The 19,333-nt window shown below is 67.4% G+C and carries 16 protein-coding genes; 10 read left to right on the forward strand and 6 right to left on the reverse strand.

Going from position 1 to position 19,333, the window contains the following annotated elements; genetic code table 11:
- Nucleotides 1-145: 145 nt before the first annotated feature.
- The 3 genes from VQ042_RS08705 to groES all read right to left on the reverse strand — a co-directional run bounded on the left by VQ042_RS08705 (nt 146) and on the right by groES (nt 2,554).
- A complete protein-coding gene (locus VQ042_RS08705; RefSeq protein WP_331818226.1) occupies nt 146-328 on the reverse strand; it encodes a CsbD family protein in 183 nt (60 codons plus the stop codon).
- Between the two features lie 191 nt (nt 329-519).
- On the reverse strand, nt 520-2,175 hold the full coding sequence (gene groL, locus VQ042_RS08710) for a chaperonin GroEL (protein ID WP_331818228.1): 1,656 nt from the start codon (nt 2,173-2,175) through the stop codon (nt 520-522).
- A gap of 82 nt (nt 2,176-2,257) precedes the next feature.
- Entirely contained in the window at nt 2,258-2,554 is a 297-nt protein-coding gene (gene groES / locus VQ042_RS08715) for a co-chaperone GroES (RefSeq protein ID WP_331818230.1), read from the reverse strand.
- 297 nt (nt 2,555-2,851) lie between these two features.
- On the opposite strand from groES, the gene VQ042_RS08720 reads away from it, so the two are divergent.
- From VQ042_RS08720 to VQ042_RS08735, 4 genes are all read left to right on the forward strand, one after another.
- Nucleotides 2,852-3,745 carry a TIGR01459 family HAD-type hydrolase gene (locus tag VQ042_RS08720; RefSeq protein WP_331818232.1) on the forward strand — a complete coding sequence of 298 codons (894 nt, stop codon included), beginning with the start codon at nt 2,852-2,854 and terminating at the stop codon, nt 3,743-3,745.
- The gene (locus tag VQ042_RS08725) at nt 3,742-4,725 is read left to right on the forward strand and encodes a bifunctional riboflavin kinase/FAD synthetase (RefSeq protein ID WP_331818234.1); all 984 of its coding nucleotides are present in this window, start codon (nt 3,742-3,744) and stop codon (nt 4,723-4,725) included. Before VQ042_RS08720 ends, VQ042_RS08725 begins: the two co-directional genes overlap by 4 nt.
- A gap of 226 nt (nt 4,726-4,951) precedes the next feature.
- Complete coding sequence (gene ileS / locus VQ042_RS08730; RefSeq protein WP_331818236.1) at nt 4,952-8,053, forward strand: isoleucine--tRNA ligase; 3,102 nt, start codon at nt 4,952-4,954, stop codon at nt 8,051-8,053.
- A gap of 183 nt (nt 8,054-8,236) precedes the next feature.
- A complete protein-coding gene (locus VQ042_RS08735; RefSeq protein WP_331818238.1) occupies nt 8,237-8,920 on the forward strand; it encodes a hypothetical protein in 684 nt (227 codons plus the stop codon).
- Between the two features lie 49 nt (nt 8,921-8,969).
- On the opposite strand, the gene VQ042_RS08740 is transcribed toward VQ042_RS08735, so the two are convergent.
- Nucleotides 8,970-9,401 carry a nucleoside deaminase gene (locus tag VQ042_RS08740; protein ID WP_331818240.1) on the reverse strand — a complete coding sequence of 144 codons (432 nt, stop codon included), beginning with the start codon at nt 9,399-9,401 and terminating at the stop codon, nt 8,970-8,972.
- A gap of 242 nt (nt 9,402-9,643) precedes the next feature.
- Between VQ042_RS08740 and VQ042_RS08745 the strand changes: the two genes are divergently transcribed.
- The 5 genes from VQ042_RS08745 (at nt 9,644) to VQ042_RS08765 (ending at nt 15,777) form a co-directional block, all read left to right on the forward strand.
- A complete protein-coding gene (locus VQ042_RS08745) occupies nt 9,644-11,407 on the forward strand; it encodes a pseudouridine synthase (protein ID WP_331818242.1) in 1,764 nt (587 codons plus the stop codon).
- 6 nt (nt 11,408-11,413) lie between these two features.
- Nucleotides 11,414-11,998: a 16S rRNA (guanine(966)-N(2))-methyltransferase RsmD gene (gene rsmD, locus VQ042_RS08750; RefSeq protein WP_331818244.1), complete on the forward strand. Its 585-nt coding sequence runs from the start codon at nt 11,414-11,416 to the stop codon at nt 11,996-11,998.
- An 86-nt stretch (nt 11,999-12,084) separates the two neighbouring features.
- Entirely contained in the window at nt 12,085-13,539 is a 1,455-nt protein-coding gene (locus VQ042_RS08755) for a M16 family metallopeptidase (protein WP_331818246.1), read from the forward strand.
- Nucleotides 13,540-13,567: 28 nt separating this feature from the next.
- Nucleotides 13,568-14,899 carry a M16 family metallopeptidase gene (locus tag VQ042_RS08760; protein WP_331818248.1) on the forward strand — a complete coding sequence of 444 codons (1,332 nt, stop codon included), beginning with the start codon at nt 13,568-13,570 and terminating at the stop codon, nt 14,897-14,899.
- Nucleotides 14,900-14,904: 5 nt separating this feature from the next.
- Entirely contained in the window at nt 14,905-15,777 is an 873-nt protein-coding gene (locus VQ042_RS08765) for a patatin-like phospholipase family protein (protein WP_331818250.1), read from the forward strand.
- Nucleotides 15,778-15,797: 20 nt separating this feature from the next.
- On the opposite strand, the gene VQ042_RS08770 is transcribed toward VQ042_RS08765, so the two are convergent.
- Complete coding sequence (locus VQ042_RS08770; protein WP_331818252.1) at nt 15,798-16,922, reverse strand: DNA topoisomerase IB; 1,125 nt, start codon at nt 16,920-16,922, stop codon at nt 15,798-15,800.
- A gap of 180 nt (nt 16,923-17,102) precedes the next feature.
- On the opposite strand from VQ042_RS08770, the gene VQ042_RS08775 reads away from it, so the two are divergent.
- A complete protein-coding gene (locus VQ042_RS08775; RefSeq protein ID WP_331818254.1) occupies nt 17,103-17,321 on the forward strand; it encodes a DUF2945 domain-containing protein in 219 nt (72 codons plus the stop codon).
- Between the two features lie 51 nt (nt 17,322-17,372).
- Here the strand turns inward: VQ042_RS08775 and VQ042_RS08780 are convergent, their stop codons facing one another.
- Complete coding sequence (locus VQ042_RS08780) at nt 17,373-19,265, reverse strand: monovalent cation:proton antiporter-2 (CPA2) family protein (protein ID WP_331818256.1); 1,893 nt, start codon at nt 19,263-19,265, stop codon at nt 17,373-17,375.
- Nucleotides 19,266-19,333 lie beyond the last annotated feature (68 nt).

Raw genomic sequence — 19,333 nt, forward strand, 5'->3', positions numbered from 1 at the left:
CTCCATTCGTCGGCAGAAAGGTTCATGGCGGCGGCTCCTCGAATCAAACCGCCCCAATGGAATCAGCCGACGCGCAATCCGTCACCTACTGTCACATGAGTTCGGAGCCCTGGACGGCCTTCGGTGACCATTGACTGGCAGATGGTCAGCTCGTCTGGTCTCTGACCGCGTCCTTGACCTTGCCGTAGTTCTTCTGGGTCTTGCCCTCGATTTCGTCGGCGGCGCCTTCGGCCTTCAGCCGATCGTTGCCCGAGAGATCGCCAGCGGCCTGCTTGAGCTTGCCGCCCGCTTCCTTGAACGCGCCCTTGATCTCGTTCTTGTCAACCATCGGAACACTCCTTCTTCGTTGCCGGCTGTCTGCCAAGCTTCGCCACCTAAACGATTTCCCAGGATGCTGGTTCCGGACGGGAAGGCCGCGGCAGGTTCAGCGCAGGAGGCCGACGGTGCGCACGCAAAAAGGGCCCGGCGATGCCGAGCCCCTCGATTGTCCGGAGTTGATGTCCGGCCGGTTCGGACTTCTTAGAAGTCCATGCCGCCCATGCCACCCATGCCGCCCATGCCACCCGGCATGCCGCCGCCGCCACCGGCCGACTCCTTCTTGGGAGCCTCCGAGATCATGGCTTCGGTGGTGACCAGCAGGCCGGCGACCGACGCCGCGTCCTGGAGAGCCGAACGCACGACCTTGACCGGATCGACGATGCCCATCTGGATCATGTCGCCATACTCGCCGGTCGCGGCGTTGTAGCCGAAGGACAGGGACTCGTTCTCGAGGATCTTGCCCACGATGATCGAGCCCTCGGCACCGGCGTTCTGGACGATCTGACGGATCGGAGCCTGAAGCGCCTTGCGGACGATGGCGATGCCGGCGTCCTGGTCGGAGTTGATGCCCTTGATCGTCACGGCGTTGGAGGCGCGCAGCAGCGCCACGCCACCACCGGCCACGATGCCTTCTTCGACGGCCGCACGGGTCGCGTTGAGGGCGTCGTCGACGCGGTCCTTCTTCTCCTTGACTTCGACTTCCGTCGCGCCGCCGACGCGGATCACCGCGACACCGCCTGCGAGCTTGGCGAGACGCTCCTGCAGCTTCTCGCGGTCGTAATCGGAGGTGGTCTCCTCGATCTGACCCTTGATCTGGCCGACGCGGGCCTCGATCTGGGTCTTCTCACCGGCACCATCGACGATGGTGGTGTTTTCCTTGGTGATGGAGACCTTCTTGGCGCGGCCGAGCATGTCGAGCGTGACATTCTCGAGCTTGATGCCGACGTCCTCGGAGATGACCGTGCCGCCGGTGAGGACAGCGATGTCCTCCAGCATGGCCTTGCGGCGATCGCCGAAGCCCGGCGCCTTGACGGCGGCGATCTTCAGGCCGCCACGCAGCTTGTTGACGACCAGCGTGGCCAGAGCCTCGCCCTCGACGTCCTCGGCGATGATGAGGAGCGGCTTGGAGGACTGCACGACCGATTCGAGGACCGGCAGCAGTGCCTGCAGGTTGGAGAGCTTCTTCTCGTGCAGGAGGATGTAGCAATCCTCGAGCTCGGCGACCATCTTCTCGGGGTTGGTCACGAAGTACGGCGAAAGGTAGCCGCGGTCGAACTGCATGCCTTCGACGACTTCGAGCTCGGTCTCGGCGGTCTTGGCTTCCTCGACGGTGATGACACCCTCGTTGCCGACCTTCTGCATCGCCGAAGCGATCATCTCGCCGATCTCACGCTCGCCATTGGCCGAAATCGTGCCGACCTGGGCAACCTCGTCGGAGGTGTCGATGGAGCGGGCGGCTTCGCCGAGCGCCTCGACGACCTTCAGGACGGCCGCGTCGATGCCGCGCTTGACGTCCATCGGGTTCATGCCGGCGGCAACAGCCTTGGCACCCTCGCGAACGATCGCCTGGGCCAGAACCGTGGCGGTCGTGGTGCCGTCACCGGCCTTGTCGTTGGTCTTCGAGGCCACTTCGCGCACCATCTGGGCGCCCATGTTCTCGAACTTGTCCTCGAGCTCGATTTCCTTGGCGACGGTGACGCCGTCCTTGGTGATGCGCGGCGCGCCGAAGGACTTGTCGATGACGACGTTACGGCCCTTGGGGCCGAGGGTCACCTTCACCGCGTCGGCCAGGATGTCGACACCGCGCAGCATGCGTTCACGTGCGTCGCGGCCGAATTTTACTTCTTTAGCTGCCATGTTCGTATTTCTCCCGGGCGCGCCATCAGAGAGGCTGCGCCGTTTCGAAGTTTCGTGGAATTCGGGTTTCGCAGGCGCCTGATCAGGCGACGACGCCCATGATGTCGGATTCCTTCATGATCAGAAGGTCTTCGCCGTTCAGCTTGACCTCGGTGCCCGACCACTTGCCGAAGAGGACGCGGTCGCCCGCCTTGACGTCGAGGGGCACGATCTTGCCGGACTCGTCACGAGCGCCGGAACCGACGGCGATGATCTCGCCTTCCTGGGGCTTCTCCTTGGCCGTGTCCGGGATGATGATTCCGCCGGCCGTCTTGGCTTCGGATTCCACCCGGCGGACCACTACGCGGTCGTGCAAGGGACGGAAATTCACTGCTGCCATGTTCGTTGAACCCTTCGTTGACGGATGTGGCCGGAGCCGATGGCGGCGTCCGGCATGAACAACTGGCACTCACCCGAGGCGAGTGCTAACGAGGATGGAGATAGTGGCCCGGGCGCCTCGCTGTCAAGCCGTCACGCATGGCTGTCATGCAAGTTTCGTGAATCGCGGCAGGCCATCCAGGTCCGCCCAGAGGCTGGCCAAACGAGGACACACAGGCGCTTGCGACAGCCGCATCCCTTGACCGGTCCGCGGGCCGCCTCTATCGCCACAGGTCAATCAAAGGCAGCGTGGGCATCCATGGAAACTTCTCTCTCCGATACCAGCCGCGGGGCCGCCGGCACCGGGGGGCGTCCGCAGGACGGCCGGCCGATCGCTTCGCTGGCCGAGGTCTGCGGCGCCTACGACGCGATCTTCTGTGACGTCTGGGGTGTCGTGCACAATGGCGTCGTCAAGCATCCGGCGGCAGAGGCGGCGCTCACCGCGGCGCGCCAGCGCGGGATCAAGGTGGTGCTCCTGACCAATTCGCCGCGCCCGGCGGCCGGCGTGGTGGCGCAGCTCGACATGATGGACCTGTCGCGCGACTGCTATGACGCCATCGTCACCTCGGGCGACGCGACACGCGCGCTGATCGCCGATGTCGCGGGGCCGGTCTTCCATATCGGGCCGGAACGCGACTACGACCTGTTCGAGGGCATCGATGTCGAACTGGTCGGCGAGACCGATGCCGCCGCGGTGATCGTCACCGGCCTCAACAATGACGAGGTCGAGACGCCCGAGGATTATGCCGGCCTGCTGGCGCGCCTGCAGGCGCTCGGGCTGCCGATGATCTGCGCCAATCCGGACATCGTCGTGCATCGCGGCGAGCGCCTGATCCCGTGCTCCGGCGCCCTGGCGCGCGACTACGAGGCGATCGGCGGGACCGTGCGCCTCGCCGGCAAGCCGCACCGCCCGATCTATGACGTCGCCTCGCGCATCGTCGACATCGCGTCGCCCTCGCGGGTGCTGGCGATCGGCGACGGCCTGATGACCGACGTGAAGGGCGCCAACGATTTCGGCCCCGACGCACTGCTGATCACGGACGGCATCCATGGCGAAGAACTGGCGGCCTCCGAATCGGCGACGCAGACCGTGGCTGCGGTGCTGCGCGAACGCGGGTTGACGGCGCGCTACTTCATGGCTGCCCTGACATGATCCCAGGCGCCATCGCGCGTCTCGGCTCGGTTGCCGACGTGCCGCCCGAGCTGCGAGGCGCCGTGGTGGCGGTAGGCAATTTCGACGGCGTCCATCGCGGCCATCAGGCCGTGCTGGAACAGGCCCGCGCCATTGCCGCGGCCGAAGCGCGGCCGCTCGTCTGCCTGACCTTCGAGCCGCATCCGCGCTCGGTGTTCCGGCCCGACAAGCCGGTCGCCCGGCTGACGCCGGCGCCGATGAAGGCCCGCCTGCTGCAGATGCTCGGCTTCGACGCGGTGGTCGAGCAGGGGTTCACCCGCGACTTTGCCGGACTGGCGCCCGAGGCCTTCGTCGGGACGGTGCTGGTGCAGGCGATGGGGGCCCATCACGTGGTCGCCGGCTTCGACTTCCACTATGGCGCCCGTCGCGGCGGCACGCCGCAGACGCTGGCCGAGGCCGGCCGCCATCACGGCTTCGGTGCGACTCTGGTGCCCGCTTTCGTCGACGAGGGCGGCGAGACGGTGTCGTCCAGCCGGATCCGGGACCTGCTCGCCGAGGGCGACGTTGCGCAGGCCGGGGGCCTGCTCGGCTATCGCTGGACGGTCGCCGGCGCCATCGTCGGCGGCGCGAAGCTCGGCCGCACGCTGGGTTATCCGACCGCCAACATGGTGATCGAGCCCGACAGCCTCTTGCGGCACGGCATCTACGCGGTGCGCCTGCGCCGCGCCGACGGCTCGCTGCATGACGGCGTCGCGAGCTTCGGCCGGCGCCCCACCTTCGACAATGGCGCGGCGCTGTTCGAGACCTTCCTGTTCGACTTCTCGGGCGATCTCTACGGCGAGACGGTCGCGGTATCGCTGTTCGGCTTCCTGCGCGGCGAGGAGCGCTTCGACGGGGCCGAGGCGCTGATCGCCCAGATGGACCGGGACGCCGAGGAAGCCCGTGCGATGCTCGCCTCCGCCACGCCGCTGGGCGATCTCGACCGGCGCCTGGCGTTCTGAGCCGCCCGGCCGCGGCTGCCCATCCAGGCTCGCCACGGCGCGTTCTTTCCATCCGGGCGCGGAGTTGCTAAAGCCACGCCATGTTGGATCTTCGCGCAATATCCCGCCCGGGCCGAATTAGCCGCCCGGCCTTCTGACCGGCCCGGCCGGAGAAGGTCCGGGTTGCCGGCCATTGCGCCACCACGCCTCCTTTTCTCGCGCCGCCGTTCCGACCGCGGCAGACGACATGGCTGAATTCATGAGCGACACCAAGAACGACACTGCGGCCGGTTCGGCCACCGGCATCGACTACGCAAAGACGCTGTTCCTGCCCGAGACGCCGTTTCCCATGCGCGCCGGCCTGCCCAAGGCCGAGCCCGAATGGATCGGCAAGTGGGACGCGATGGACCTCTACGGCACCTTGCGCAAGGAATCGGCCGGCCGGCCGAAATACGTCCTTCATGACGGGCCGCCCTATGCCAACGGCAACCTGCATATCGGCCACGCGCTCAACAAGGTGCTCAAGGACGTCATCACCCGCTCGTTCCAGATGCGCGGCTACGACGCCAATTACGTGCCGGGCTGGGACTGTCACGGCCTGCCGATCGAGTGGAAGATCGAGGAGCAGTACCGTGCTAAGGGCCTGAACAAGGACGAGGTGCCGGTCAACGAGTTCCGCAAGGAATGCCGTGACTTCGCCGCCCATTGGGTGGACGTGCAGACCGAGGAGTTCCGCCGGCTCGGCGTCGAGGGCGACTTCAAGGACCCCTATCTGACCATGGCCTACGGAGCCGAGTCGGTGATCGCCGGCGAGCTGCTGAAATTCGCTATGTCCGGCCAGCTCTATCGCGGCTCCAAGCCGATCATGTGGTCGGTGGTCGAGAAGACCGCGCTGGCCGAGGCCGAGGTCGAGTATCATGACCACGAGTCGGACACGATCTGGGCGAAGTTTCCGGTGTGGGCTGCGGTCCGTGATGGATCGACCGTATCAAATCTGCTGGACGCTTCCGTAGTCATCTGGACGACGACGCCCTGGACCATCCCGGGCAATCGCGCGATCGCCTTCTCGCCACGCGTTGCCTACGGGCTCTACGAAGTGACGGCGTCGGAGGATCCGGCCACACCTCGATGGGCCAACAAGGGCGACAGACTGATTCTTGCCGACGCGCTGGCTGGCGATGTTTTCGCCAAGGCTCGCGTCCCAGAGGATGGATGGAAGCGGGTTCAGGCCGTTGACTCCCCTGAGTTGGAGGGATTGCTGTGCCGGCATCCCCTGCAGAACGTACCTGGGGGCTATGATTTCGCTGTGCCGCTGCTCGAAGGCGACCACGTCACCGACGAGGCTGGCACGGGCTTCGTCCACACCGCGCCGGGCCACGGCCGCGAGGATTTCGACGCCTGGATGGATGCGCGCCGTGACCTCGATGCGCGCGGCATCGACACGACCATCCCCTTCACCGTCGACGACGACGGCTTCTACACGAAGGATGCGCCGGGCTTCGGGCCGGACGCCGAGGGCGGGCCGGCGCGGGTCATCGACGACAAGGGCAAGAAGGGCGACGCCAACAAGCGCGTCATCGATGCGCTGATCGCTGCGGGCAACCTGCTGGCCCGCGGCCGGCTGAGGCATTCCTATCCCCATAGCTGGCGCTCGAAGAAGCCGGTGATCTTCCGCAACACGCCGCAATGGTTCGTCCACATGGACAAGGACCTCGGCGGTTACGGGGTCGAATCCGCCGCAGGCGGCAAGCCTGACCGGGCGTCGGCCGGCCAGGCCGCCCCCGCGGCGCGAAGCCGCGTGAGCGGCGACAGCGGAAGCGAGCAACAGGACACGCTGCGGGGCCGCGCCCTCAAAGCCATCGAAGACACCCGCTTCGTACCGGCCTCGGGCCAGAACCGGCTGCGCGGCATGATCGCCGACCGGCCGGACTGGGTGCTGTCGCGCCAGCGCGCCTGGGGCGTGCCGATCTGCGTCTTCGCCGACGAGGACGGCAATGTCCTGAAGGACGAAGCGGTCAACGCCCGCATCCTGGAGGCGTTCGCGCAGGAGGGCGCCGACGCCTGGTTCGCCGACGGCGCCAAGGAGCGCTTCCTGGGCAACGAGCACGACGGGACCAAGTGGACGATGATCCGCGACATTCTCGACGTGTGGTTCGATTCGGGCTCCACGCACGCCTTCTGCCTGGAAAAGCGGCCGGACCTGAAATGGCCCGCCGACCTCTATCTGGAAGGCTCGGACCAGCATCGCGGCTGGTTCCACTCCTCACTGCTGGAATCCTGCGGCACCCGCGGCCGGGCGCCCTATGACGCCGTCCTCACCCATGGCTTCGTCATGGACGAGGAGGGGCGCAAGATGTCGAAATCGCTCGGCAACGTCGTCACCCCGCAGGAGGTGATCAAGCAGTCCGGCGCCGACATCCTGCGGCTGTGGGTGGTCAGTTCCGACTATTCGGAGGATCTGCGGCTCGGCAAGACGATCCTGCAGACCAACATCGACAGTTACCGCAAGCTGCGCAACACACTGCGCTGGATGCTCGGGACGCTGTCCCACGACGAGGGCGAGACGGTCCCGCTGGCCGAGATGCCGGAGCTGGAGCGGCTGATGCTGAACCGGCTGGCCGAGATCGACGAGATTGTCCGCAAGGGCTACGATTCCTTCGACTTCAAGCGGATCAGCCGGACCCTGCTCGACTTCGTCGTGGTGGAGCTGTCGGCGTTCTATTTCGACATCCGCAAGGACACGCTCTATTGCGACCCGCTGTCCTCGACCCGGCGCAAGGCGTCGCTGCAGGTGGTCCGGATCCTGTTCGACCATCTCGTGACCTGGCTCGCGCCGATGCTGCCCTTCACCATGGAAGAGGCGTGGCTGTCGCGCTATCCGCAGGCGAAGTCGGTGCATCTGGAGAGCTTCCGTGCGGCCGATCCGGAATGGCGCGACGAGGCGCTGGCCGCCCGCTGGCAGAAGCTGCGCCGGGTGCGGCGCGTCGTCATGGGTGCGCTGGAGGAAAAGCGCCGCGACAAGGTGATCGGTTCGTCGCTGGAGGCCGCGCCGGTCGTGCATGTCGAGGATGCCGATCTGCGCGAACTGGCGGCCTCGGTCGATTTCGCCGAGATCGCGATCACCTCGGGACTGGCGATCTCCGCCGATCCGGCACCGGCGGACGCCTTCCGGCTCGCCGATACGCCGGGCGTCGCGGTGGTCTTCCGCAAGGCGGAAGGCACCAAATGCGCCCGCTCGTGGAGGATCACCGGCGATGTCGGGTCCGACCCGGCGTTCCCGGACGTGTCGGCCCGTGATGCGGCTGCGCTGCACGAGTTGAAGGCGGCCCGGCGCCTGACCGCCGCCTGATCGATCGCCGGGTGAATCATTGCATGCGGCGACGCGGATCGTCGGCGCATGCTTGCAGAAGCCTTTGGGGCAGCCTAGAACTGCGCCCGGAATTCGCCAGATTTCCGTGGCATGCGCATGGTCCGCCGACCGGCCGCATGCCGGTGTGGGGGGCGGAAAGATTCGGCTAGGGGGCCGTACCGGATGACATCGAAGACAGTCCGCATCGCGCTTTACGCTACGGCGATCGGAGCGGCCAGTCTGACGCTGACCGGCTGCTTGGGGCCGACCTACGGCACCGGCAAGTCCCAGGGCGAGACCCTGTTCGACGATCTCAACAACGTCGTTTCCCTCGGCTCGCAGGACAGGGGCTCCGAGATCGCCTATGCGCCACGCCCGGAACTGGTCGAGCCGGAAAATACCAGCGTTTTGCCCGCGCCCCAGACGGCGCGGAACACGACGGGCGATCCCAACTGGCCGGAATCGCCGGAGCAGCGCAGTGCCCGGCGCCAGGCTGAGGCCTATCAGGGTGATGGCCCGATCCCGGCCGATATCGCCACCGCCCGCAAGGAAGGGGTGACCCAGGCCTATCTCGATCGCACCAGCGGCGACGGCTACGATTTCAACAAGAACAGCGATGACGCCGGTCTTCTGACGCCGCAGCAGCTGCGCAGCCGGGGCGAACTGGTGCAGGCCCGCATCAGGGATCAGGCGCAGGGAAGCCCCACCCAGCGCAAATATCTGAGCGAGCCGCCGGTGGCGTATCGTCAGCCCGCGGCGAGCGCCCCTGTCGGCGATCCGGGTGTCGACGAGAGCGTCAAGGAACGCCGGCTGCGTGGCAGCGGCGAAGGCCTCGGCTCCAAGATCCGCGACCTCCTGCCGTTCTGACCGGGCTTCCCGTTACGGTGCGATCTCTGGACCGATCCGGGCGCAGGCGTCAGGGTCGCCTGGCCTGGAAGAACGCGCGCAGAAGCGCCGCGCTCTCGTTCGCGCCGATATCGGGATAGACCTCCGGCGCGTGATGGCAGGTCGGCTGGCCGAAGAAGCGCGGCCCGGCATCGACGCCGCCGCCCTTGGGATCGGCTGCGCCGTAATAGAGCCGCCGGATGCGCGCGAAGGATATCGCCGCCGCGCACATGGCGCAGGGTTCCAGCGTGACGTAGAGGTCGCAGTCCGGCAGGCGTTCCGAGCCGAGCTGTGCGGCCGCCGCCCGGATCACGACGATCTCGGCATGGGCGGTCGGATCGCTGCGGGCCCGGGTCTCGTTGCCGCCGCGGGCAAGAATCTCGTCGCCGCGCACGATGACAGCCCCCACGGGCGTCTCGTGTCTGGCGGCAGCCAGCCGCGCCTCTTCGAGCGCGATATCCATGAAGGTCGGACGGGGCAGGATCGGCTCCTCTGACTGTCGGTCCGGCCGCCTTTCGCGGTCCGAATCCCGTTCCCCTTTGCAGGGCGATGCTGTAGAGCCACCTGCAGTCCATTCGCGGGTCGGCGCAAGCGTTCCTGGTCCATCGAGGCGAACCGGTACGCCGATCCTTCCACCATCTCAACGGTGGTGGGCCGGCCCGGGCGCCGGCCAGGGCAGATAGCCGCCGCATGAGAGGCAGTTGCATGAGCGATACGACGAACGGCGACGACGGAAAAGGTCGGGGGCGCAAGCCCGGTGGCAAGAGCGGGCCCGGCGGCGACAAGGGCCGCGAGCGCGGCGGGCCACCCCGCGGCGACCGGCCGAAGGGCGGCGAGGCCGGCAAGCGGCCCTTCCGGCCGCGCACCGAGCGACAGGCCGATGCCCCGCGCCCGGACCGCCCCAAGGTCGAGCGTCCGCGCGTTTCGCGCCCAGCGGGTGAGGGCGGCAAGCCCTTCGCGCCGAAGAGCCGCGGCATGTTTTCCCATGGCGGCGCACGCGACGAGAGCGGTGAGGGCGGCAAGCCCCGCAGCTACGGGCGCCTGCAGCATGACGGCCCGAAGGGCGATCGCAAGGAGCGCCCCAGTGGTGATCGCCGTCCGCCGCGCGACGACCGGCCCCGGAGCGCCCCGCGCGACGACCGTCCGGCCCGCAGCGAGGTCGAGTCCGCCACGACCGGCTCGATGCGCATCGCCAAGCGCCTGGCGCGCGCCGGCATCGCCTCGCGCCGCGACGCCGAGGGCATGATCGCCGACGGCCGCGTCAAGGTGAACGGCAAGCTGCTCGACAGCCCGGCTCTGATCGTCACCTCGTCCGACCGGATCGAGATCGACAACGCGCCGTTGCCGGCCATCGAGCGGACGCGGCTCTGGCTGTTCCACAAGGCCGCCGGCACGGTAACGACCAACCGCGATCCGGAAGGCCGGCCGACGATCTTCGACCGCCTGCCCCATGACATGCCGCGGGTGCTCACGGTCGGACGCCTCGACATCAACACCGAGGGGCTGCTGCTGCTGACCAATGACGGCGGTCTGGCCCGGATCCTGGAACTGCCGGCGACCGGCTGGCTGCGGCGCTACCGCGTCCGCGCCCATGGCTCGATCAACCAGGCGCGGCTCGACGAACTGCGCCAGGGCATCGCCATCGACGGCGTGTTCTACGGCGCCATCGAGGCGACGATGGACCGGGAGCAGGGCTCGAATGTGTGGCTCACTCTCGGCCTGCGCGAAGGCAAGAACCGCGAGGTCAAGAAGGTGCTGTCGCATCTCGGGCTCGAGGTGAACCGCCTGATCCGCCTGTCCTTCGGCCCGTTCCAGCTCGGCGACCTCAAGGAGGGCGCCGTTCAGGAGATCAAGGGGCGGATGCTGCGCGACCAGCTCGGCGATCGCCTGATCGAGGAATCGGGCGCCGATTTCGACGCGCCCGTGGCCAGGCCCTTCTCCAATCGTCCGGTCGAGGCCGAACGCGAGAGCATGTCCGAGCGGCCAAAGAAGTCCGGCGAATGGATTTCGGCGAGCGAGACGGCGCCAAACAAGAAGCGGGTCCGCGAGGCCAAGCGCGAGGATGCGCTGGGGCGCCTGGACACACGCGCCGGACGGCCAGAGCGTAGCGACCGGGGCGAGCGCAAGGCCTATGGCGATCGTCCGCCCAAGCGCTTCGAGGGGCCTAAGAAGCCCTATGGCGCTCGCGAGGGGGCGGGCCGCGACGATGCGGACAGCCCGCCGAAGCGGCCGATCGATGCGCCGAAGCGCGGTGCCAATGTCTGGATGGCGCCCGGCGCGCGGCCGCAGGGTACCAAGAAGGCCTTGGGCGCGCAGGCCGGCCGGTCAGAACGCGGCATGTCCCGCAGCGAGCGGCCGTCAGGGCCCCGCAGTGCTCCCGGCAAGCCGGCCACCGGCCGCCCGCCCCGTAGCGGGGGCGATGCGCCGCAGCGCGGCGGCCGTCCGCCGCGTCCGCCGCGCAAGGGCTGACCCGGCATGCGGATCGTCGGTGGCGACATGCGGGGACGGCGGCTCGCCGTCCCGAAGAGCGATGCCATCCGGCCGACCACGGATCGCAACCGCGAGACCCTGTTCAACATCCTTCTGCACCGTCCGGGCTTCGAACTCGACGGTGCCCGGGTGCTCGACCTGTTCTCCGGCACCGGCGCGCTGGGCCTGGAGGCGCTGTCGCGTGGCGCGCGCTTCTGCCTCTTCGTCGAGGAGGGGGTCGAGGGCCGCGGCCTAATCCGCGAGAATGTCGAGACCTTCGGCCTGCAGGGGCGTTCGAAGATTTTCCGGCGCGACGCCACCCGGCTCGGCATCGTGGGCACGATGGAGCCGTTCGACTGCCTTGTCGCCGATCCGCCCTATGGGCGTGGCCTCGGCGAGGCGGCGCTCGTCTCGGCGCGCGACGGCGGATGGCTGAAGCCCGGCGCGCTGGCGATCGTGGAGGAAGCCGAGGCGGCACCCTTTGCGGTGCCGGATGGCTTCGACCTCTCCGACGAGCGGGCCATGGGCGAAACGGTGATGCGGTTTCTGGTCGTGGCCGGAGGGCGAGGACCGCAGGTCACGGCGACCTAAACAAACCTTAATTGGCAAGGATTCTCCGCATCCTGCATAGTCGCCGGGCTTGCGACAGGGTGCAACAACGAGGACCTGACCGAACGATGACGCATCATTTCCGCCCAATCGGACTGTCGACGATTGCCGTCGCCTTCGTGTTGCCGCTGGCCCTGCCGGCCGGCGCGCAGACCTCCCCGGCTCAGCCGCAGACCGAGACGACGGCACCTGCCGACGTTCAGCCGGCGACGCCGGAACAGGCCGCGCGGGAGGCCGGGCCCAACCTGACGACCTTCACGCTCGACAACGGCCTGCAGGTCGTGATCCTGCCCGACGACCGCGCGCCGATCGTCACCCAGATGATCTACTACAATGTCGGGTCGGCAGACGAAGCCCCCGGCAAGAGCGGCATCGCGCATTTCCTCGAACATCTCATGTTCAAGGGCACGAAAGATCATCCCGAGGGCGAGTTCTCGCGCCGCGTCGCCGATATCGGCGGCCAGGAGAACGCCTTCACCACCTCCGACTATACCGGCTACTACCAGCAGGTCCCAGCCGACGCCCTGGAAATGGTGATGACGCTGGAAGCCGACCGGATGGAAAATCTCGTCCTGTCCGAGGAAGCCGTGCTGCCCGAGCGCGACGTCATCCTGGAGGAGCGGCGCATGCGGATCGACAACAATCCGGGCTCGCAGTTGTCCGAGGCCGTGCAGGCCGCGCTGTTCCAGAACAGCCCCTACGGCACGCCGGTGATCGGCTGGCGCCAGGAGATGGAAGCGCTGACGCGCGACGACGCGATAGCGTTTTACGACAAATACTACACGCCGAACAACGCGACCCTGCTGATTGCCGGCGACGTCGATGTCGCGGCCGTTCGCGATCTCGTCGAAAAGACCTATGGCAAGGTGGAGCGGCGCGCCGATCCGGGACAGCGCGAGCGCCCGGTCGAACCGGAGCCGCTGGCCGCGCGCACCGTGACGCTGACCGATCCGCGCGTCACACAACCGTCGCTGCAGACGGCCTATCTGGTGCCGTCGGAAACGACCGACGAAAACGGCGAGGCCGAGGCACTGGACATCTTGGCGGACGTCCTGGGTGGCGGCACCACCAGCCGCCTCTATCGCGGCCTCGTGGTCGACCGGGCGCTCGCGGCCGGCACCGGCGCCTATTACGGTGGTACGGCGCTGAAGGAAGGCCAGTTCGTGGTCTATGGCACGCCGCGGGACGGAGCGTCGCTGGACGCCGTCGAAACGGCACTCGACGAGGAGATCGCGACGCTGATCGACGATGGCATCACCGAGGCCGAACTGGAACGTGCCAAGAACCGGGTGCGCAAGAACATGATCTATCTGCGCGACAGCCAGACCTCCATGGCCCGGCGCTATGCGGCCGCGCTGGCGACCGGCCGCACCATTGCGGATGTCGAGGCCTGGCCGGAGCGCATCGAGGCGGTGACCGTCGACGACGTCAACGCCGTCGCCCGCAAATATCTGAGGCCGCAGCGTTCGGTCACCGGCTATCTCCGGCCCGAGCCGCAGCCGGACGCCGACACGCGCTCCTGATCCCTCGCTTCGCAGAAGGAATGTTCCGTTGAAGTCATTCGCCCCCGCGCTTGGCGGCACGATCGCCGCACTGACCCTGTCGCTCAGCCTGTCCCTTGCCTCGGTGAACACCGCCGAGGCCGTCGAGATCCAGAAGGTGACCAGCCCCGGCGGCATCGAGGCCCTTCTGGTGGAGGACCATACCAATCCGCTCCTCGCCATGGAGTTCGCCTTCAAGGGCGGCGGCTCGAGCCAGGATCTGGACGGCAAGGAGGGGACGGCAAACCTCCTCTCCGGCCTGCTCGACGAGGGCGCCGGCGACATCACCAGCCAGGATTTCCAGGCGCGCCTCGACGATCTCGGCGTGTCGCTCAGCTATGACGCCAGCCTCGACAATTTCTCGGGCAGCTTCCGCACCATCACCGAGGTAGACGACGACGCCTTTGCGTTGCTGAAGGCGTCGCTCAACGATCCGCGCTTCGACGAGGAGCCGGTGTCGCGGATCCGCGGCCAGATCATGGCCGGGATCGTCGCCGACCAGAACGATCCCGGCGATCTTGCCGGGAAGGCATTCTCGAAGGCGGTCTTTGCCGACCATCCTTATGCCCGCCCGACCGAAGGCACGCTGGAGACGCTCGGGACGGTGACGGCCGAGGATCTGGAAGCGTTTCGCCGCCGCATCTTCGCGCAAGACAATCTCTATGTCGGCGTGGTCGGTGCGATCACCCCCGAGGAACTGGGCAAGCGGCTCGACGAGGTCTTCGGCGCGCTGCCCAAGCAACCGGACCTGACGCCGGTCGCCGATGTCCAGCCGATTCTCGGCAAGACCGAGGCCGTCGACCTGGCGGTGCCGCAGACGACGATCCAGATGGCGCTTCCCGGCGTCATGCGCGACGACGATTCGTTCTTCGCGGCCTATCTGATGAACCACATCCTCGGCGGTGGCTCCTTCACGTCGCGGCTGTACGAGGAGATCCGCGAGAAGCGGGGCCTGGCCTATGGCGCCGGATCGTTCCTGGCCAGCTACGACCATGCAGCGCTGCTGGGCATCAGCACCGCGACGCGCGCGGAAAAGGCCGAGGAGAGCATCGCGATCATCCGCGAGCAGCTCGCCGATCTCGCCGAGAACGGCCCGTCTGCCGAGGAACTGGAGAAGGCCAAGGCTTACGTGAAGGGGGCCTATGCCATCCGCAACCTCGACTCTTCCCCGGCGATCGCCTCGACCCTGCTCGGCATCCAGCTCGACGATCTCGGCATCGACTACATCGACGAGCGCCAGGAACTGATCGACGCCGTCACGCTCGACGACGTGAAGGCCCAGGCCAAGGCGCTGTTGTCGGTGGCACCGACCATCATCACCGTCGGCCCCGCGGGAGCCTGACGGCGGTGACGACCCTGGGACTGGCCCTCGGCGGCGGCGGCGCGCGGGGGCTTGCCCATATCCATGTGCTCGAAGCCTTGGACGAACTCGGCGTCGTGCCGGACCGAATCGTCGGCTCGTCGATCGGCGCCATCATGGGCGCCGGTCGCGCCGCCGGCATGGGCGGCAGCGATATCCGCGACTTCGTGCTCGACTGTTTCGCCGGCAAAAGCCTCGTCTTCGGCCGGCTGTGGCGGACACGGCCCGGCAGCTTCCAGGAATTCCTCGCCGATGGGGGCCTGCGCTTCGGCCAGCTCAATGCCGAGCGCGTGGTGCGGGCCTTCCTGCCGCTCGACCTGCCGCTGCAGTTCGAGGATCTGCACATCCCGCTCGGCGTGATGACGACCGATTTCTACGGCAAGCTGGAATGCGAGATCGATTCCGGCGACCTGTTCAGCGCGCTGGCGGCGACCGCGGCCCTGCCGGCAGTATTCCGGCCGGTCAGGCGTTCCGGCCGTGTGCTGATCGATGGCGGCATCTTCAATCCGCTGCCCTTCGACCGGCTGCAGGGGAAGGTCGACAAGGTGATCGCGGTCGACGTGAATGGCGGACCCAGGGGCGGTCCGGACACCATGCCGACACCGCTGGAGGCCCTGTTCGGCGCCTCGCAGCTGATGATGCAGTCGATCATCGACAGCAAGGTCCACACGCATCCGCCGGATCTCCTGATCTGTCCGCCGGTATCCCATTACGGCGTCCTCGACTTCCTGCGGACCAAGCAGATTCTCGAAGAGACGTCTCCGGTGAAGGAAGAGACCAAGCGGGCGCTCGACGGGCTGCTGTCGGGTCGCAAGGCTCACGCTCGCAAGAACAGGGTCGCCGCCGCCGAGGCCGGCTGATCGGACGGCCGGCAAGGCCGTCACTCCGCCGCTTCCAGGATGACCGTTTCCGCAACGTTATCGAGCGCTGCTTCGGCGGGTTTTGTCGGGGCGCCTTCCGGCAGGCTGGCGGGCTGTCGCGCGGCCTGTTCGAGAAAGCGCATCAGGCCGGTCTCGACGCGGGTCAGGCCTTCGCGGCTGCGGCCCTTCAGGAGATCCGGCGACAGGCGCCCCTCCTCGAAGGCCGAGACGATCTGGGGGTGGACATAAGACGCGCGGGCGACGGCTGGCGTGTTGCGCAGGATGATCGAGACCGCGCGCATGGCTACGGCCACGGCGCGCTTGCGCCGGGATTTCGTGTCGGCCTTGCCGCCGACCTCTTCCACGAGATAGCGCAACGCCTCGGCCGAACCGTGGAACGTGCGAAAGTCCTTGGCCGAGACGGCGGCCTCGGCGGCCTCGTGAAGATAGTCGTTCAGGAGGTTGGCGGTCAGTTCGCGCTGCCCCTTGCGCTCGTCGGGAAAGCGGAACAGGCGCTTGCCCTTGCCGGCGCGGACCCGCTTCAGCGACTTGACCATCGGGCGGTCGGTGATCTCGATGCGCTGGGCCTTGTTGGACTTGGCGACGAATTTCAGGACCGCCGCCTTCTTGACGATGCGCAGATTGTCCTTGCGCAGCGAGGCCACGCCGCGACCTCCGTCGCTGGCATATTTTTCGTGGCCGGGGCGCATCGCGGTCAGGTCGATCAGCCGCGTGGCGATCGCCGACGTGGTCAGCCGGTCGAGCTTGCGGCGGCGCATGTCCTTGTCGACCCGATGGCGCAGCCGCGGCAGTGCATGGCCGAAGCGTAGCAGCCGCTCGGTCTTGACCGCGTCGCGCACGTTCACCCACTCGTCGTGATAGCGGTATTGCAGGCGCCCCTTCTCGTCGCGGCCCGTCGCCTGGATGTGGCCGCTCTCTTCCATGCAGAGTTTCACATCGGTCCAGGCCGGCGGGATGACCAGCGCCTTCACGCGCTTGCGCAGCCGCTTGTCGGTGATCGTCTCGCCGTTGGAGAAGCAGATGCGGAAGCCCTTGCCGCATTTGCGGCGCTCGACGTCGAACAGCTGCGGGTCGGTGAGAGCAAGGCCGAACTGCTCGGCATGATGGGCAAGGCGCGGATTCATGGGCATATGGCCGATGCGAGGATGGCCGCCAAGGGCCGGGAAGATTCCGCAAACGGCTGCCTGGAGCCAGCGGTTCCGTTGCGGATCTGCGACGATTTGGCCGGCCGGGGCGCAGGGCCCTGCGGGAACGCTTCCTGCGCGAAATCGCTTCGCGGCTATCTGACGAAGGGATAGTATCCGATGGCGCGTTATCGCAAGGGCGAATGGGTGGAATGGAACTGGGGTGCAGGCACCGGCACGGGAAAGGTCAGCGACACGTTCACCTCGAAGGTCACCCGCACGATCGAGGGCAGCGAGATCACCCGCAATGCCGACGAGGACAATCCGGCCTATCTGATCGAGCAGGAGGACGGAGCCCGCGTGCTGAAGTTGCAGTCCGAACTCAAGAAGCCCGATTGAGGCAGACACCGTACGACGCGCAATGACCGTGTTGGCGCGAGGGAGCGCTGCTCAGCGGGACTGCACCTTGTCGAAATCCCGCCGTCGGCCGCGAAACGGACGGCCGCGGCGCCGCTTGATCGGGGCGCCGTCCTCTGCGCTCGCGCCATCGCTGTCTGTGTCGGTTGAGCGATCGATCTCCTTGAGGGCCGGGTGCGGCTTCACCAGCGGCTCGGGGGTGACAACCCGGGTCGTCATCATGTCGCTGCCGGCAAAGAAGCCCTCGGCCTCCTGCAGCTTCAGTCGCGCCAGATCGCGCTTGCGGACGTCGTCGGTGATGCGGTCGGCCAGTCTCTCCTCGATCCCGAAGGCATCGAGCGTCGCCCGCCCGAAGGCGAGCGCCGATTCGACCGTCTCGCGGATCTCGAAGTCGACGCCGCGGGCGCGCAGTGACAGGGCGTGGCTCCGGTCGTAGGCGCGCACATACAGCCGGACATTGGGAAAGTTGGCGCGGATCATGTCCACGACCCGGTCGGTGGTCTCGCGCTTGTTCGTGCAGACGGCGACCAGCCGGGCCTTGCGGATGCCGGCCGCCTCCAGCACGTCCTTGCGCAGGCCCGAGCCGAAATAGATCCGGAAGCCGAATTTCTCCGCCGTCCGGATGCGCTCGGCCGAGGAATCGATGATCGTCACGTCGGTGCCGCTCGACAGGAGCACCTGCGCGGCCATCTGGCCGAAGCGGGAGAAGCCGATCATCAGCACCGTCGCGCCGGCACCGTCGAAATCCTCGTCGAGCACTTCTTCGTCATCGGGCGTCTCGACGGTCAGGCGGCGGCCGAGCCAGGTGGTGAGCGGCGTAAGCATCATCGACAGGGTGACGACGGCGATGAGGAAGGACGCGGTCTCCTGCGAAAACAGGACCGCCGCCGAGGCGGCGGTGAACAGCACGAAGCCGAATTCGCCGCCCTGCGCGAGCAGGCCCGAGACCCGCGTCGCCGTCTTGCGGGTCTCACCGAAGGCCCGTGACAGGAGAAAGATGATCGCCGCCTTGCCCAGCATCAGCGCCGGCGTGAGGGCGAGGATGGCCAGCCAGTCCCGCATGAGCACGGCAAGATCGAGCGACAGTCCGACGCCCATGAAGAACAGGCCGAGCAGCAGTCCGCGGAAGGGCTCGATATTGGCCTCGAGCTCGTGGCGGTAGCTGGATTCGGCGAGGAGCACGCCCGCAATGAAGGCTCCCATGGCCATGGAGAAGCCGGCCGCCTCCATCAGCATCGCCGACCCGAGCACGACGAAGAGCGCCGCGCCCAGCATGACCTCGCGGGCACCGGATGTCGCCATGAGCCGGAACAGCGGATTGAGCAGGTAGCGGCCGCCGAGGACGAGGGCCGCGAGAGCACCGAGCGAGACGGCGATCTGCGCCGGATCGATCGCCGTGCCGCCGGAATAGGGCGCCAGGAAGGGAATCGCGGCCAGAAGCGGGACGACGGCGAGATCCTGGAACAGGAGGATCGCGAAGGCGGACTGGCCATGACGGGTGTTGGTCTCGCCGCTCTCCTCGAGCAGTTGCAGGCCGAATGCGGTGGAAGACAGGGCGAGGCCGAAGCCAATCATCAGGCTGGCCTGCCACGGAAAGTCGAACAGGAAGGCGACGCCTGCCAGGACGATGCCGGACAACACCACCTGTGTGAGTCCGAGCCCGAAGATCTGGCGGCGCATGGCCCACAGGCGGCCGACCTTCAGTTCGAGGCCGATGATGAACAGAAGGAAGACGACGCCGAGTTCGCCGATATGCAGGATTTCCTCGCCATCGGTCACGACCCTGAAGACAGGGCCGAGCACGATGCCGGCAAACAGATAGCCGAGAACGGTTCCCAGGCCGATTCGCTGGAACAGCGTGCCGGCGACGATTCCACCGCCCAGAAGCAGCACGATTTCCAGAAAGACCGACGTTGCGTGTTCCACTGCAGCTCGCGATCCTGAATGCTCTGCATGCGCTCGGCATCAATCGGTTGCGATGACGCCTTGATGGC

The organism is Aurantimonas sp. A2-1-M11, from assembly GCF_036549475.1.
Taxonomy (GTDB): domain Bacteria; phylum Pseudomonadota; class Alphaproteobacteria; order Rhizobiales; family Rhizobiaceae; genus Aurantimonas.

Excerpts from the sequence above, each read along its gene's own strand:
- VQ042_RS08705 (WP_331818226.1), bottom strand. The coding sequence starts at position 328 with ATGGTTGACAAGAACGAGATCAAGGGCGCGTTCAAGGAAGCGGGCGGC.
- groL (WP_331818228.1), bottom strand. The coding sequence starts at position 2,175 with ATGGCAGCTAAAGAAGTAAAATTCGGCCGCGACGCACGTGAACGCATG.
- groES (WP_331818230.1), bottom strand. The coding sequence starts at position 2,554 with ATGGCAGCAGTGAATTTCCGTCCCTTGCACGACCGCGTAGTGGTCCGC.
- VQ042_RS08720 (WP_331818232.1), top strand. The coding sequence starts at position 2,852 with ATGGAAACTTCTCTCTCCGATACCAGCCGCGGGGCCGCCGGCACCGGG.
- VQ042_RS08725 (WP_331818234.1), top strand. The coding sequence starts at position 3,742 with ATGATCCCAGGCGCCATCGCGCGTCTCGGCTCGGTTGCCGACGTGCCG.
- ileS (WP_331818236.1), top strand. The coding sequence starts at position 4,952 with ATGGCTGAATTCATGAGCGACACCAAGAACGACACTGCGGCCGGTTCG.
- VQ042_RS08735 (WP_331818238.1), top strand. The coding sequence starts at position 8,237 with ATGACATCGAAGACAGTCCGCATCGCGCTTTACGCTACGGCGATCGGA.
- VQ042_RS08740 (WP_331818240.1), bottom strand. The coding sequence starts at position 9,401 with ATGGATATCGCGCTCGAAGAGGCGCGGCTGGCTGCCGCCAGACACGAG.
- VQ042_RS08745 (WP_331818242.1), top strand. The coding sequence starts at position 9,644 with ATGAGCGATACGACGAACGGCGACGACGGAAAAGGTCGGGGGCGCAAG.
- rsmD (WP_331818244.1), top strand. The coding sequence starts at position 11,414 with ATGCGGATCGTCGGTGGCGACATGCGGGGACGGCGGCTCGCCGTCCCG.
- VQ042_RS08755 (WP_331818246.1), top strand. The coding sequence starts at position 12,085 with ATGACGCATCATTTCCGCCCAATCGGACTGTCGACGATTGCCGTCGCC.
- VQ042_RS08770 (WP_331818252.1), bottom strand. The coding sequence starts at position 16,922 with ATGAATCCGCGCCTTGCCCATCATGCCGAGCAGTTCGGCCTTGCTCTC.
- VQ042_RS08775 (WP_331818254.1), top strand. The coding sequence starts at position 17,103 with ATGGCGCGTTATCGCAAGGGCGAATGGGTGGAATGGAACTGGGGTGCA.